Source organism: Parvibaculum sp. (assembly GCF_046297875.1).
Taxonomy (GTDB): Bacteria; Pseudomonadota; Alphaproteobacteria; order Parvibaculales; family Parvibaculaceae; genus Parvibaculum.
On the sequence record NZ_JBKBHD010000001.1, the window covers coordinates 1523882 to 1539093 of the forward strand.

At 62.7% G+C, this 15212-nt stretch carries 12 protein-coding genes; 6 read left to right on the forward strand and 6 right to left on the reverse strand.

Going from position 1 to position 15212, the window contains the following annotated elements:
* Positions 1-19: 19 nt before the first annotated feature.
* The 4 genes from ACK4FH_RS07480 to ACK4FH_RS07495 form a co-directional block, all read right to left on the reverse strand.
* Positions 20-736 carry a cytidylyltransferase domain-containing protein gene (locus tag ACK4FH_RS07480; protein ID WP_409812317.1) on the reverse strand — a complete coding sequence of 239 codons (717 nt, stop codon included), beginning with the start codon at positions 734-736 and terminating at the stop codon, positions 20-22.
* Positions 737-768: 32 nt separating this feature from the next.
* Positions 769-1770: a UDP-N-acetylglucosamine 4,6-dehydratase (inverting) gene (gene pseB, locus ACK4FH_RS07485; protein ID WP_409812319.1), complete on the reverse strand. Its 1002-nt coding sequence runs from the start codon at positions 1768-1770 to the stop codon at positions 769-771.
* A gap of 119 nt (positions 1771-1889) precedes the next feature.
* Positions 1890-3461: an MHYT domain-containing protein gene (locus tag ACK4FH_RS07490; RefSeq protein ID WP_409812321.1), complete on the reverse strand. Its 1572-nt coding sequence runs from the start codon at positions 3459-3461 to the stop codon at positions 1890-1892.
* Positions 3462-3547: 86 nt separating this feature from the next.
* On the reverse strand, positions 3548-5233 hold the full coding sequence (locus ACK4FH_RS07495) for a DUF368 domain-containing protein (protein WP_409812322.1): 1686 nt from the start codon (positions 5231-5233) through the stop codon (positions 3548-3550).
* Positions 5234-5476: 243 nt separating this feature from the next.
* On the opposite strand from ACK4FH_RS07495, the gene ACK4FH_RS07500 reads away from it, so the two are divergent.
* From ACK4FH_RS07500 to ACK4FH_RS07525, 6 genes are all read left to right on the forward strand, one after another.
* Positions 5477-6757 carry a lytic murein transglycosylase gene (locus ACK4FH_RS07500; RefSeq protein WP_409812324.1) on the forward strand — a complete coding sequence of 427 codons (1281 nt, stop codon included), beginning with the start codon at positions 5477-5479 and terminating at the stop codon, positions 6755-6757.
* Positions 6758-6937: 180 nt separating this feature from the next.
* Entirely contained in the window at positions 6938-8356 is a 1419-nt protein-coding gene (locus ACK4FH_RS07505) for a circularly permuted type 2 ATP-grasp protein (RefSeq protein ID WP_409812326.1), read from the forward strand.
* 7 nt (positions 8357-8363) lie between these two features.
* A complete protein-coding gene (locus ACK4FH_RS07510) occupies positions 8364-9308 on the forward strand; it encodes an alpha-E domain-containing protein (protein ID WP_409815196.1) in 945 nt (314 codons plus the stop codon).
* Between the two features lie 9 nt (positions 9309-9317).
* Positions 9318-10136, forward strand: a complete 819-nt coding sequence (locus tag ACK4FH_RS07515) for a transglutaminase domain-containing protein (protein WP_409812328.1) — start codon at positions 9318-9320, stop codon at positions 10134-10136.
* Between the two features lie 59 nt (positions 10137-10195).
* Positions 10196-10939 carry a peptidase gene (locus ACK4FH_RS07520; protein ID WP_409812330.1) on the forward strand — a complete coding sequence of 248 codons (744 nt, stop codon included), beginning with the start codon at positions 10196-10198 and terminating at the stop codon, positions 10937-10939.
* Between the two features lie 69 nt (positions 10940-11008).
* On the forward strand, positions 11009-12313 hold the full coding sequence (locus tag ACK4FH_RS07525) for a hypothetical protein (RefSeq protein WP_409812331.1): 1305 nt from the start codon (positions 11009-11011) through the stop codon (positions 12311-12313).
* 40 nt (positions 12314-12353) lie between these two features.
* Here the strand turns inward: ACK4FH_RS07525 and ACK4FH_RS07530 are convergent, their stop codons facing one another.
* Both ACK4FH_RS07530 and ACK4FH_RS07535 read right to left on the reverse strand, forming a co-directional pair.
* Positions 12354-12725, reverse strand: a complete 372-nt coding sequence (locus tag ACK4FH_RS07530) for a limonene-1,2-epoxide hydrolase family protein (protein ID WP_409812333.1) — start codon at positions 12723-12725, stop codon at positions 12354-12356.
* Between the two features lie 120 nt (positions 12726-12845).
* A complete protein-coding gene (locus ACK4FH_RS07535; RefSeq protein ID WP_409815198.1) occupies positions 12846-14915 on the reverse strand; it encodes a 3-hydroxyacyl-CoA dehydrogenase NAD-binding domain-containing protein in 2070 nt (689 codons plus the stop codon).
* Between the last annotated feature and the right edge of the window lie 297 nt (positions 14916-15212).

Sequence of the window (15212 nt, forward strand, 5' to 3'; positions counted from 1 at the left end):
TATCGAGGTTCTTGGGGCGTCAGCGCTGACGTCTTATGGCGTTCAATTCCTGAAGTTCGGCGTTCTCCCTGCAAATCCTCAGCGTTTCCGTCCAGGGCGGAATGCCGCCGCCGAGCAGGGGAAAAAGCGCGCGGCAGAATTCAAGGTCTTCGGGGTAGTCGAGCGTCCAGCGCAGCTTGCCGAGTTCCTCGTCGGGGCCCTCAAGCGAGATGCGCTTCACGCCTTCCACGCGGCGCAGCCACGGCGTCACATGTTCGCGGTCATAGGCATCGCTCGCCTCTTTCCAGTCTCGTTCCAGCGCTTTCCATGTAAAAGCCTCGCAATCGAGGCCATGCGGATAGCGGTGAACGAAATTGTTGGCTGCGTAGTCGGCAGAAGGGTCGGCGAGAAGTGCCGCGAGAACCTCGCCGCAAAGCCCCGGATCGATCAGGGGGCAGTCGCTCGTAACCCGCATGATGTTGCCTGCGCCGAGGCCGCGTGCGGCGGTGTAGTACCTGTCGAGCACGTCATATTCTGAACCGCGGGCAACCGTCGCGCCGCAGGCTTCCGCTTCCGCGGCGACCGGCTCCTGTTCCGGTCCTTCCGGCACCGCGCAGCAGACGATGTCGATGCCGGGAATGGCGGCGCAGCGCGTCAGCACATGCCAGAGTACGGTCTTGCCGGCCAGGTCCTCGAGAACCTTGCCGGGCAGGCGCGTCGAGGTTATGCGTGCCTGAACGATCACGACGTTAGGCATGGTGCTGCCTTGTCATCTTGCGGCCGCGCCGGTCATGCGTTGGCCCTCACATTATACGCCTTGATTTCGTCGACGTTCAGGAAGTGCGGGTTGCTGCCGGAGCTGTATTCGAAGCCCTGGTCGACCGGTGTGCCGCGTTCCTCGACATTGTTGGTCAGGTAGTCGACATCGCCTCGATAGAACTTGATCGTCGGGCGGATCACGAAATGATCCGAGAATTCGACGGTCAGATGCGAGTCGTCTGCAGGGCACATTGTCTCGTGCAGCTTTTCGCCGGGGCGGATACCGATGACATTGGTCGGCATGCCGGGCGCCATGGCTTCAGCGAGGTCGGTGATGCGGACGGAGGGGATCTTCGGCACGAAGATTTCGCCGCCATGCATGCGCGCGAAATTGCGGATAACGAAGTCGACGCCTTCCTGCAGCGTGATCCAGAAGCGTGTCATGCGCTTGTCGGTGATAGGCAGAGACGTGGCGCCTTCGGCAATCAGCTTTTCGAAGAAGGGGACGACCGAGCCGCGCGAGCCCACGACATTGCCGTAGCGGACCACGGCGAAGCGGGTCTTTTCGTAGCCCACCATGTTGTTGGCGGCGACGAACAGCTTGTCCGAGGCGAGCTTCGTTGCGCCATAGAGGTTGATCGGGTTCGCGGCCTTGTCGGTCGACAATGCCATCACCTTTTCGATGCCGGCGGCAATCGCCGCCTTGATGACGTTTTCGGCGCCATGGACATTGGTCTTGATGCATTCCATGGGATTGTATTCGGCGGCCGGCACCTGTTTCAGCGCGGCAGCGTGAATTACGAAGTCCACGCCCCGCATCGCCTGCTGCAGACGTTCGGGATCGCGTACATCGCCGATGAAATAGCGCATCTGCGGCGTGTTGAACTCCTGCGCCATCTCGTATTGCTTCAGCTCGTCGCGCGAGAAGACGATGATGCGGCGCGGCTTGTGCTTTTCGATCAGCGTGCGGGTGAATTTGCGGCCAAAGGAGCCTGTGCCCCCCGTTATCAGGACCGATTTATTGTCGAACATCCGGTTTCCACTCTCGGTTGCATGTTCGATTCATGCCACGGTAATCCTAACGCCGCGTTAACCATGATAGCGGCTGGGACCGGAATTTGGGAGAATTCCGCGAAAAAAGGGTGTTCGGTCTAGGAAAAGGCGGCTGAGGCGCGTGCCGTCTGCGGGACGACCCGTTCGGCGGGGAAGGTCACGGTCACGCGTGTGCCCTGGCCGGGTTCGCTCTCGATGTCGAGCGTACCGCCGTGATGCTCTATCAGGCATTTCGAGAGCGGCAGGCCCAGGCCCGTGCCCTCATATTTCCGGGCCAGGTCCGAATCGATCTGTCCGAAGCGCTCCAGCGCGACGGGAATGTCCTCCGGCGCGATGCCGATGCCGGTGTCGATCACGCGGATGCTGAGGCCCGCCGGACCGCCAAACGCCTCGACCTTTACCGACCCGCCATCGGGCGTGAACTTCACCGCATTGGAAAGCAGGTTCAGCAGAACCTGCCGCAACCGGCGATGGTCGGCGAGAAGATGCGGCAAGGTCCGGTCGAAATTCGTCGAAAGCGAGATTTTCTGCGCCTCGGCCTGTCCCTCGATCATCCGCAGCGCATCGTTGATCGCATCGGCCACATCGACGTCTTCCTCATTGAGCTGCAATTCGCCAGCATCAGCGCGCGTGAAGTCCAGAATGTCGGTGATGAGCGAGAGCAGATGCCGGCCGCTCCTGTGGATGTCGTCCGAATATTCCTTGTAATGGGCATTGCCGAGCGGGCCGAATGTCTCCGCCTTCATGATTTCGGAGAAGCCCAGAATGGCGTTGAGCGGCGTCCGCAGCTCATGGCTCATGGTGGCAAGGAACTGCGACTTCGCATGGTCGGCGGCGGAAGCGGTCTTCAAGGCGATAAGGAGATCGGAGGAGGTGGCCTCGAGCTGCCGCTTTGTTTCTTCGAGCTCCGTCACATAGGTGCGCAGGCGACGTGCTTCCTGTACCGCGCGGTGCGCAAGATGACGGTCCACCGCGATGCCTGCATAGGCGAGAATCACGATGAGAAGAGAGACAGCGGCGACAGCGATGGCGAGAATGAAGCTGTCGAATGCGCGCGCCGAGACTTCGACGGCCAGATCGCCTGCAATGCTCATGGCGGCCATGCCGGTAAAGTGCAGGCTGCAAATGCCGAGCGTGAGCAGCACCCATGCGGCATGAACGCGCCAGACGCCCCTCAGCGAGAAGGCTGCCTGAGTTGCGGCGGCGGCAAAGAGCGTGCCGAGGATGATCGAGGCAGCAACGAAGCCACGGTCCCAGACGATATAGCCATGCGCGTTCACCGCGGCCATGCCGATGTAATGCATGGCGCCGATAGCGAGGCCGACGATCGCGCCGCCAATGCCAGCCGGCTTTACACGCGCGGCGATGGCAAAGCCGATGGTCGAAAAGACGATGGCGACGATGAAGGAAAGCACCGTCGTGCCGGGGTCGTAGCTCAGCTGTTCGCTCGGCCGGAATGCCAGCATGGCGATGAAATGCGTCGCCCAGATGCCGCAACCTGCGACGGCACCTGCGCCGAGAATCCAGAGTGCGCTGCTCCACGCGCCAATCCTGCCCGCCCGAACAAGCAGGTTGAGGGCGGAAAAACTCGCAAACATGCAAATGAAGCCCGCGAGAAGCACGAGCCTCAGGTCATGGTCGACCGTGATGCAGTTGTAAACTGTCAGCATGGCCGCACTGAACCACGGCCCCGATTAATCCTTGATTAAATCTAGTTAAAACCGTGCTTTCAGTGGTGCGGCAGGGGCTCAGCCACTTAACCATCCGAATGCTGCGCCAGCCGGTCGAGCAGGCGATAGAGCAAGATACCGGCAAGGATGGCGGCGATGCCGCCTGCTACCGTAAGGTCGAGGTCGAGCGGGAAATAGGGGTCGGCAGAGACCATCCGCTCCTTGCCGCCGATCGTTTCATATTGCCGGTCCTTGAAGGGCCAGACGGCGAGCAGCGAACCGGCGAGAATGCCGGTCACGGTGAGCATGGTCCGGCGGTAGAAGCGATCGAGCAGCCACGAGATTGCGCGGGAGAAGACCAGCGCCCCGGTCACAACGCCGCCCAGCAGCGGCAACAGGAACGAGAAGTCGAGCCGTCCCAGCGCATCGATGGCGTCGGTATATTTGCCGAGGATGAGGAGCACGAAGGAGCCGGAGATACCCGGCACCAGCATGGCGGCGATGGCGGCCATGCCCGCGAGGAAAATGAACCAGCTTGCGTCCGGTGTCTGTACGGGAACGAGCGTTGCCGCCGCAAGGCCGAAAGCGGTGCCGAGTGCAAGCCAGATCAGGCCCTTTGCGCCACCGATCTCGACATGCGACAGAAGCCCGGCAATCGACGCGGCGATCAACCCGAAGAAGAAGCCGAACATCGCTTCCGGGAATTCCGTCACCAGCAGCGAAAGCGGTATCACGCGGCTGAAGATGATGAGCGCCAGCAACACGCCGATGCCGATCGGCACGAGGAAAAGAATGTCGATGCGGCGCAGCGCCGCCGCGATCTCGATCCGCCGCAGATGGCCGAGCAATGCAGCGTCGAAATGGGCGATGGCGCCGATCAGGCGTTTGTAGATGCCGAGAATGAGCGCCATGGTGCCGCCGCTGACGCCGGGCACGAGGTCCGCCGCGCCGATGCACATGCCGCGCAGCACCTGTTTTGCGGGATGGAAGTTTTCCCGGTCCTCGTTGCTCAGCGCAGCGACGATGCGCTCCCATTGCCGGACGAGCGCACGCGAGGGGATGTGTGCGATCCGGTAAAGCGCATGCGGCAGCGGTGTTCCGGTTGCAAGGGCGAGTGCGACGAAGGCGCCGCCCAAACCGCCGGCAATGCTGCCGCTTGCCCATTCGGCGCCTGCCGCCACACGCGGCAATGCGGTGAGCAGCAAGAGGGCAAGCGCCATCAGCCCGAAATTTCGGCCGAAACCGAGCCAGAGCATCACCGTCAGGCCACCGGCAAAAACCGCATGGCTGGCCGGGAAGGAGGCAATGGCTTCCGTACCGGCCTCGGACCAGGGTACGGCTGTGCCGATGGCGATATGGTCCGGCACGGCGGCGGCCGGCGAGGGTTGTCCGCCCGCTACAAGCGTGGCGTTCAGCCCAAGCAGAATGAGCGGCAGCAGCGCCGCCACGATCCCGAGCGCGAGGTCGTGGGCAAAGCCCGGCCCCCGCTCGCGGCCAAGATGGACAAGCCATGAGGCGAGGATTGTCAGTATCAGGAAGGCAGCGAAGCGCGGTTCGCAGCCAATGGCCCAGACGGTCGCCATGAGACTGTTCGCAGCCGTGCCGTTCAGCGCGGCGTGGAGGCCCGTGTCGAGGCGGGACCAGAGGGAGGCGGCGACCGGCACGATCCATGAGGCGGCGAGAAGCAGCGCCGCGGCGGTCCAGGTCAGAAGCGGGGCAACGCGCCACCTCGTTGCCATCGGGAAGTCCGAGCCCTTGTGCCGCGCTTCCATGATCATTTCCCCCGTCTGCCTTTCGAGAATCGCGGGCATGAGTCTAGGGCGAGGGGTGCGCGATGACACCTGAAAACCGGACGGTGCCGGTCAGTGCCCGCCGATATGTCGCCTCATTTCATGGCTAGGAAGGAATCGGGGCGGCTGCGGTTAACCGAGATCGAAAATCGGGCCCGCGCCACCTGCGAAATGCGCGGCGGGCATGCTAGCGTCGCGGCCATGATCCACCCGGGAGAGCCCGAGATGTCTCGCTGCCGTTTGCCCCGCCTGTCCTTTGCGCGGCTTCCATTTCTTCCGGTTGTTGCCCTTGCGGCGCTAGCGCTTACCGGCTGCGCGGCCGATGCTGCGCCCGGTGCGCGGCTGCCGCTCGCACCGCCCGTCAGCGCCGCCGACGAACCGGCTTTCGCCGACTGGCTGACCGCCTTTCGCGACGATGCGATGAAGGCCGGCATCTCGGGTGCGACCTTCGACCGTTCGATGCGCGGCGTGCGGCCCGACGACGAAGTAGTGGCGGCGAATGAAAGCCAGCCGGAGTTCACGCGGCCGGTCTGGGAATATCTCGAAGGCGCGCTGTCCGAGACGCGCATCGCGCGCGGCAGGGCGCTGCTCGCGGAAAACGACGCGCTGCTCGGCCGGATCGAACAGCAATACGGGGTCAATCGCCATGTACTGGTTGCGATCTGGGGGCTCGAATCGAATTTCGGTTCCTTCCAGGGCACCAAGAGCGTGGTCCGCTCGCTCGCCACGCTCGGCTACAAGGGCCGGCGCATGGAATATGGCCGCACACAGCTCATCGCGGCGCTGCAGATCATTCAGAACGGCGACATCGAACCTGACAAGATGACCGGCTCCTGGGCGGGCGCGATGGGCCAGACGCAGTTCATCCCCACGACCTATAATTCCCATGCGGTCGATTTCGACGGCAATGGCAAGCGCGACATATGGAACTCGCATGCCGATGCGCTGGCCTCTGCCGCGCATTACCTTTCGAAATCCGGCTGGACGACCGGCGGAAGCTGGGGCTACGAGGTGAAGCTGCCTCAAGGTTTCGATTTCGCCAGCGCCGATATGTCGGTCACGCGCACGGTCGGCGAATGGTCGGCAGCGGGCGTTGCCCGCATGGATCGGCGGCCCTTCCCCGGCGGCGAGGCGGGCGAGAAAGCCTCGATCTTCCTGCCTGCCGGCCATCGCGGCCCGGCCTTCATCGTGCTCGGCAATTTCCGCACCGTGCTGGCCTATAACGCTTCGACCTCCTATTCGCTTGCCGTCCACCTGCTTGCGGACCGTTTCCGGGACCGCGGGCAGATTGCCGGAAGCTGGCCGCGCGACGAGCGGCCGCTTGGCCGGCAGGAGAGGCATGACCTGCAGCAATTGCTCTCCGACCGCGGCTACGACACGGGCGGCGTCGACGGCATTATCGGCTTCAACACGCGCAAGGCGATCCGCGAATATCAGCAGAGCATCGGAATGCCGCCGGATGGCTATCCGACGCTCGAGCTTCTCGCGCGGCTAAGGCGCGGCTGACCAATTGCCGCTTTTTGCGGCGATCCGTGTGTCCGAAGGTCAAATTGCGATCAGATTTCCGGCGAAAAACCGGGCAAATGCCGCAATTCGGGCCTCTCGCGGCATGGCATCGCTTTTGCTCACGCATTAGGCTTGAGGCATGACAAACGCGGGACGAACACCGCAGAGGCAGGAGTTTCGATGGCTGAGGCCATCTTCGATGAAATGGGCGCGCCGGGCAGCGAGGTTCGCCGGGCCTACCGGACCTTGCAGGCATGGCTCGACGAGACGCCGCATGAGATACTGACGCTCAGGCGCGAAGAGGCAGAAACCTTCTTCCGCCGGATCGGCATCACCTTCGCCGTCTATGGCGAGGGCGGCGACCCCGAACGCATCATCCCCTTCGACATCATCCCCCGGATTCTCGAAGCCGCCGAATGGCGCCAGATTTCCGATGGGCTCATCCAGCGCGTCAAGGCGCTCAATGCCTTCATCGCCGATGTCTATGGCGCGCAGGACATTCTCCGCGCCGGCATCGTGCCGCGCGATCAGGTCATCCTGAACGATACCTATCGCTACCAGATGCAGGGCGTTTCCGTTCCGCAGAATGTCTATACGCATATTGCGGGCATCGACATGGTGCGGGTCGGGCCGGACGAGTTCTACGTGCTGGAGGACAATTGCCGCACGCCGTCCGGCGTTTCCTACATGCTGGAGAACCGCGAAATCACGATGCGGCTCTTCCCGGAGCTCTTCTCGCGCTACAATGTGGCGCCGGTCGATCATTATTGCGACGAGCTGATGCGCACGCTTACTTCCGTCGCGCCGCGCAATTGCCCCGGTGAGCCGACGGTCGTGGTTCTCACCCCCGGCATCTACAACAGCGCCTATTACGAACACTCCTTCCTTGCCGACCAGATGGGTGCGGAGCTTGTCGAGGGGCCAGACCTATATGTCCTGAATGACGTCGTCTATATGCGCACGACGCAGGGGCCGAAGCGCGTCGACGTGATCTATCGCCGCGTCGATGATGATTTCCTCGATCCCCTGACCTTCCGGCCCGATTCCGCGCTCGGCGTTGCGGGCCTCATGAATGCCTATCGTGCGGGCAACGTGAACCTCACGAATGCAGTGGGTGCCGGCATCGCGGATGACAAGGCGATCTATACCTATGTGCCTGAGATGGTGAAATTCTATCTCGGCGAGACGCCCATCCTGAAAAACGTGCCGACATGGCGCTGCAGCGAGAAGGACGAAGCAGCCTATGTGCTGGAACATCTCGGCGATCTCGTCGTGAAGGAAGTGCACGGCTCGGGCGGTTACGGCATGCTGGTCGGCCCCAAGGCCACAAAGGAGGAGATCGAGGCGTTTCGCGCGCGGTTGAAGGCGGCCCCTGAAAAATATATCGCGCAGCCGACACTCGCCCTTTCCACCTGTCCGACATTCGTCGACGAAGGCGTCGCACCGCGCCATGTGGATCTCAGGCCCTTCATTCTGTCAGGACAGGAAATCCGCGTCGTGCCGGGCGGTCTCACCCGCGTTGCGATGCGCGAGGGTTCGCTTGTCGTCAATTCCAGCCAGGGCGGCGGCACCAAGGATACCTGGGTGCTCAAGGATTGAGGCCATGATGCTTTCGCGCACCGCAGACAGCCTCTTCTGGATCGCCCGATACATGGAGCGGGCGGAAAATCTCGCCCGCACCTTGCGCGTCACCGACCGCCTGTCGCTGATGCCGTCAGGCACCGATTCGGACGGGAATGAATGGCATTCCACCGTCGTCGTGTCAGGCTGCGAGCAGGGTTTCTACGAGAAGCATGACGAGGCGACGCCCGAAAACGTCATCTCCTATCTCGCCTTCGATCCCGAGAATCCCTCAAGCATCCGTACCTGCATCGAGACGGCGCGGCGCAACGCCCGCGCGGTCCGTACGGCGCTCACCACCGAGCAATGGGAATGTCTCAATTCCGCCTGGCTCGCGCTGCCGGGCTGGAACGAAACCCGCGTGCGCGGCAGCGGGCTTCACCGTTTTCTCGATTGGGTGAAGGATTGCTCGCTCCTTTTCACCGGCGGCACCGTCGCCACCATGCTTCGCCGCGACAGCTACTATTTCACGCGGCTCGGCACCTTCATTGAGCGCAGCGACAACACGGCGCGTATTCTGGACGTGAAGTATCATGTGCTGCTGCCCGAACATGCGGAGGTTGGCGGCGGCATCGACTACTACCAATGGGCCTCGATCCTGCGCGCCGTGTCTGGCTACCGCAGCTACAACGCAGTCTACCGCGAGGGGCTGAAGCCCTGGCTCATCGCCGAGTTCCTCATCATGCGCGAAGAAATGCCGCGATCTCTCATCAGTTCTGCGGCGGAAATCAAGGATTGTCTCGACAAGCTGGGTGAGGAATACGGCCAGCGGCACGAATGTCACCGGATCGCGGGACAGATCCATTCGCGGCTCCGTTTCGGCAAGGTCGAAGATGTCTTCAGGCAGGGTCTCCACGAATTCCTGTGTGAGCATATCGACCAGAACAACAGGCTCGGATTGGAGATCAGCAGAAGCTACCTTTTGGGGTAGACTGCGCTCATGAGAATCCAGATCACTCAGCAAACAAGCTACCGGTATGCCGGCCCGGCCAATTATTCGATGCAGGTGTTGCGCGTGCGCCCGCGCGACAATGGCGGCCAGAAAGTTCTTTTCTGGAGCTTGTCGGTGCCGCATTTCGCCAATGTGACGCAGGGTGAAGATGCCTTCGGCAATCCGCTCGATACGCTCTATGTCTCTCGCCTCCACAGCGAAGTCACGCTGATGATTTCGGCGGAAGTCGAAACGGTCGATACGGGCGGCATTCTGCGCGGCGTCGAGGAGCCCTTCGCGCCGGTCTTCTTCCTGCGCGAGACGCCGCTCACCGCGCCGGACGATGCCATCAAGGCGCTCGCGGCGTCGGCCCTTGCCGGCTCGGACGGGTCGCCCCTCGATCTGGCCCACAGGCTGATGGAGAAGGTGCGCGATGTGATCGACTACCGGATCGGCGAAACCCGTGCAGAGACGACAGCTGCCGAAGCGCTTGCACATGGCTATGGCGTCTGTCAAGACCATGCCCATGTCTTCATTTCGGCGGCGCGCCATGCCGGCCTTCCGGCGCGCTATGCCAGCGGCTATCTCTGGGAGCCGCGCGATACCGAATATGAAGCTAGCCATGCCTGGGCCGAAGCCTATATTGAGGGGCTTGGCTGGGTCGGCTTCGATGTTGCCAACCGCATTTGCCCCACGGATGCTCATGTCCGTGTCGCCTGCGGCCTCGATTATCTGGAGGCCGCACCGGCGCGCGGGCTCAGGCGGGGCGGTGGCGAGGAAACGCTGGAAGTGCGTCTCAGGGTCGATGCTGGCGCCACCCAGCAATAGGTTGGCCGGCGCAAGGTGAGCAAGGACCGGGGGCAACCCGGCAATGTCTGGAGACTTTAATGACCTATTGCGTCGCGCTTCGGCTGGAAGCCGGCCTTGTCATGCTGGCGGATACGCGCACCAATGCAGGCGTGGACAATATTTCCACCTTTCGCAAGCTCACTGTGATCGACCATCCGGGCGACCGGGTTATCGGCCTGATGACGGCGGGCAATCTCGCGGTAAGCCAGGCGGCCATCAACATGGCGATGGAGCAGGGCGTGCGTGTGCGCGGCTCCGAAGAGCTTGAAACGCTGCATACCGTGCCGACCATGGTGCGCGCCGCGCAGCTCATGGGCGAGGCCGTGCGCGAGGTCTACCGGATCGACGGTCCCTCGCTCGAGGCGCAGGCGGGCGATTTCAATGTCTCGATCCTGATGGGCGGGCAGGTCGGCAATGGCGAGCTTCGCCTCTTCCAGATCTATTCGGCGGGCAACTATATCGAGGCGACGGAAGACACGCCCTATCTCCAGATCGGCGAACACAAATACGGCAAGCCGATCATTGATCGCGCGCTCACCTATGACACACCGCTTGGCGACGGGTTGAAGCTCGCGCTCATTTCGATGGATTCGACCATGCGCTCCAATCTTTCGGTCGGTATGCCGATCGACCTCATGGTCTACCGCCGGGGTTCGCTCAAGGTCGCGTTGCAGAAGCGCATCAAGGACGACAATGAATATTTCAATGGGTTGCGCCGGTCCTGGTCCGATGCGCTGACCCAGGCTTACCGCGCCATTCCGGGCCCCGGCTGGGATTTTTAGAAAACTTATCCCCTCCCCCTCCAGCCTGCTTGAGACTGTCCGCTCATTCATGTGGACAGGAGCAAGCCCATGTCATTCATCGAGAGATCGGCCGCGTTTCCGCCCGCCGGTGCGGCGGCCTGGCCGCCTTGCGAGGCGCCAGTCTGGCGCGGCGGGCGGCCATGCCCGGCCCCGTTTGCAGCGTCTGGCTGGTGGCACCCGCAGGCGCGCCTCGCGCTCGATTTCAGGAACGGCCGCTATATGCGCGGCGGCGCGGAGATTGAGGCCGGTGCGCTGCTTGCCGTCACCCGCTCGTCCGGCATCGTCATTCCGAACACTGCCGGTGTTCCCCAGACGATTGGCAGCAACACACTCCCTCGCACGGATCGCGGGCTTAATGCGAACGGGCAGATCGCCGCGCTCAACGCCAATGGCAACAACCCGCAGAGCGCGACGGGGTGGGGCAATCAGGGCAGTCCGACGCTGGTAGATGGCCCAATCGAGGGCATTTTCTCGACCCTCTATGTTTCCGGCAGCGGCACGGCGCGTCGTCAGACCGCCATTATTACCGTGGGCGGCGTGGTCACGATGGCCACGAAAATCAGCTACGGCCCCGGCACAAACCCCTCCGCCAGTGCGGTCGTCGTGCTGGCAACGCCGGGCGGCAACTGGGTGTTCAGTGGAGCGCCGGGCGCGCTCGCCACAACGCAGACGGGCGGCGGCAGCGTCACCATCGTCAGAAACGCCGTGGGCGAGTTCTGGTTCTTGCATACGACCTCCGGCGCTGGCGATGTGCGCGTTGGCCTCGGCGCGGGCGATGCGGCGAAGGACATCAAGCTGCGGGGCATTGACGTAACGCAGACGAGCTTTGTGCCAGACGCATGGATCAGCAATGCGAGCCCCGCGCCGGCAGTCCTCGCCTCGGATATTCGCGCGGTTCAGGGCGTTCGCACGTCGAACGGCCAGCCTGAACCTTTTGCCGGTTGGGAAGCGGCGGGGCTCGATGCGGCTTGCGGCGGCATCGCAAAAGTTCTTATCGGCAGGCTGTCCGCAGCTTCCGCCCGTTTCATCACAGGCGCGGGCGTGGACGCCAATAACCTCTGGCGCGTGGTCTTCGATACCGACAATCGCTTCAAGATGATCCTGCGGAAATCCGGCTCGGATGTTCTGACGCTGCAATCCGGTGTTGTCTCGACGCTGGGGCTGAAGGAAGTGGTCTGGCGCGCGAAGCCCGGAGATTACGCGCTCGATGCCACGGATGTTGCGGGCGCCACCAGCGCGAGCAGCGAGACGCTGCCCGCAGGTTCCACGACGCTTCGCATCGGCTCCAGCTTTTCCGTCGCCACGCCGTTCAACGGCTGGATTGAGGAACTGCAAATCCTGAGGGCCGTGTGATGCAGGGCAACACTACTCAACCTGGTGCCACGTGTTCGGCCTAGGCCGCAGCCGCCTTCGAGAAAGTGGCAAGGTCGAAATAGTCGCGCCAGACCTTGATCTTGCCGCCTTCCATTTCGAAGACGCCGCAGCAGGGCAGCGCCACGGGCTTGCCGCCAACTTTCATGCGGTCGACGCGCTCTGCGAAGACGATGCTACCGGAGGAAGAGATATTCAGAAGCTCCCACTTCACATCGGACCAGCCATTGACGAAGCCGCCGATGAAACCCGTCAGCGCTTCGCGGCCCTTTACCGGCTCCAGCATCATGTTGTGGTAGACGCCGTCTTCCGCGAAGAAGCCGACGATCTTCTTCACGTCGAGGCGCGGCCAAGCGTCGACGAAATCGCGGATGACCTGTTCGTTGCTGCTCATGATGTCCTCCCTTGTTGTTCTTGGGCGCAATCGTGCCGTGCGCGAGCCCTGAATTCAATCGGTGGCATGAAAAAAGGCGGCGCCCGCAAGCGCCGCCCGGATCTTGCCTCGCGTGCAGAATCAGAAGTCCGAGAACTTCTTTCCTTCCGCGACGATCTTTTCCAGGAGCTTTGCGGGCTTGAAGTCGTCGCCCATCTGCGCCTGGAACTCTTTCATCTTGGCGAGCACCTTGTCCGCACCTACGGTGTCGCCATAAAACATCGGGCCGCCGCGATAGACGGGGAAGCCGTAGCCGTTGATCCAGACAATGTCGATGTCGGAAGAGCGGATCGCCTTGCCTTCTTCGAGAATCTTCGCGCCCTCGTTGATCATCGGATAGATGCAGCGTTCGAGAATTTCATCGTCGCTGATCTTGCGGCGGTTGATGCCCTTCTTCGCGGCGAAGTCGAGAATGATCTTTTCGACGACCGGCGAGGGCTTCGCGTTGCGGTTCTCGTCATAGTCGTAGAAGCCCGCGCCCGTCTTCTGGCCGCGGCGGTCCATCTCGCACAGCACGTCGCGGATCGTCTCGCCCTTCGACTTCTCCTTCGACCAGCCGATATCGAGGCCGGCAAGGTCCGACATGGCGAAGGGGCCCATGGGCAAGCCGAAATCGTAGAGTACGCGGTCCACGTCCCAGGGCATGGCGCCTTCGAGGATCAGCTTCTGCGCCTCGCGCTGGCGCTGCGCGAGAATGCGGTTGCCGACGAAGCCGGGGCAGACGCCGACCAGAGCGGCGATCTTGCCGATCTTCTTGGCGATCTGCATGGAGGTGGCGATCACTTCCTTCGAGGTCTTGTCCGCGCGGACGACTTCGAGGAGGCGCATCACATTCGCGGGCGAGAAGAAGTGGAGACCGATCACGGCTTCCGGCCGCTTCACGGCGGTGGCGATCTCGTCGATGTTGAGCGCCGAGGTGTTCGTGGCGAGGATTGCACCCTGCTTCACGATCTTGTCGAGCTTGCCGAAGACATCCTTCTTGATGTCCATGTTCTCGAAAACGGCCTCGATCACGAGGTCGCAATCGGCGAGGTCGTTCATGTCGAGCGAGCCGGTGAGAAGGCCCATGCGCTTCTCCACTTCTTCCATGGTGAAGCGGCCCTTCTTCGCCGAGTTCTCGTAGTTCTTGCGGATGACTCCGATGCCACGGTCGAGTGCTTCCTGCTTCGTCTCCACGATGGTGACGGGCAGGCCGACATTGAGGAAGTTCATGGCGATGCCGCCGCCCATCGTGCCGGCGCCGATGATGCCGACCTTGTTGACAGGGATCGTCGGCGTGTCGGCCGGCACGTCCGGCAGCTTCCAGACCTGACGCTCGGCAAAGAAGACGTGGCGCTGCGCGGCGGACTGCGTGCCTGTCACGAGTTCGCGGAAGAGCTTCTGCTCCACCTTGATGCCTTCATCGAAGGGCAGGTTCACCGCCGCCTCGATGCACTGGATGTTGTATTCGGGGGCGAGGAAGCCGCGGAACTTGCGGGCGTTCTCCTTGCGGATCTTCTCGAAGATTTCCGTCTTGCCGCGGGCGGCTTCCATCTTCTCGTTGAGATCGCGGATCTTCTTCAGCGGCCGCTTCTCGGCGACGATCTTCTTCGCGAAGGCAACGGCGCCCTCGCGCAGCTTGCCTTCCTCGGCGAGCTCGTCGACGAGGCCCATCTCGAGGCACTTCTTGGCGCCCACATGCTGGCCGCTCGTCACCATCTCGACGGCCTTTTCCGCGCCGACGATGCGGGGCAGGCGCTGCGTGCCGCCGGCACCCGGCAGGAGGCCGAGGTTCACTTCCGGCAATCCGCATTTCGCCGAAGGCACCGCCACGCGGTAGTGGCAGGTCAGCGCCACTTCGAGGCCGCCGCCAAGCGCGGTCCCGTGGATCGCGGCGATGACGGGCTTCGGCGCATTTTCGATCATGGCCTGCGCGTCGAAGAGGCTCGGGCCCTTCGGCGCCTTGCCGAATTCCGTGATGTCTGCGCCCGCGATGAAGGTGCGGCCGTCGCAGATCAGCACGATCGCCTGGACTTCCGGGTCCTCGATCGCCTGTTTGATGCCGTTGTTGATGCCTTCGCGCACCGGCGCCGAAAGCGCATTCACGGGCGGCGAATTGAGGGTGATGACGGCAATGCCGCCTTCCTTCTCAAGCGTGGTGACGTCGTTGATCGCTGTCATGGCGCTCCCTGCCTTTTCATTCTGGATATGGGAATCCGTTTGTTGGCCGGGATTATAGCGGCGAGCCCGGAGCGTGCCAGACGGCGCTTCACACCTGCCTGTGCAATGCTGTCTAGAGGCGGTGCGAGGCTGAACAGGAGTGGCTCGGTCGGATACAGGTTGCGGCAGCAAGGAGTTTCAGCATGCTCCAGCGAAGCATGGCGGTCCTCCCGGCTTGACGAATTAATGTCAAGCATTAACATCGGTTTCAGAGGAGCGGCTGGAGGGGCGCGGGACGATATTCCCGGC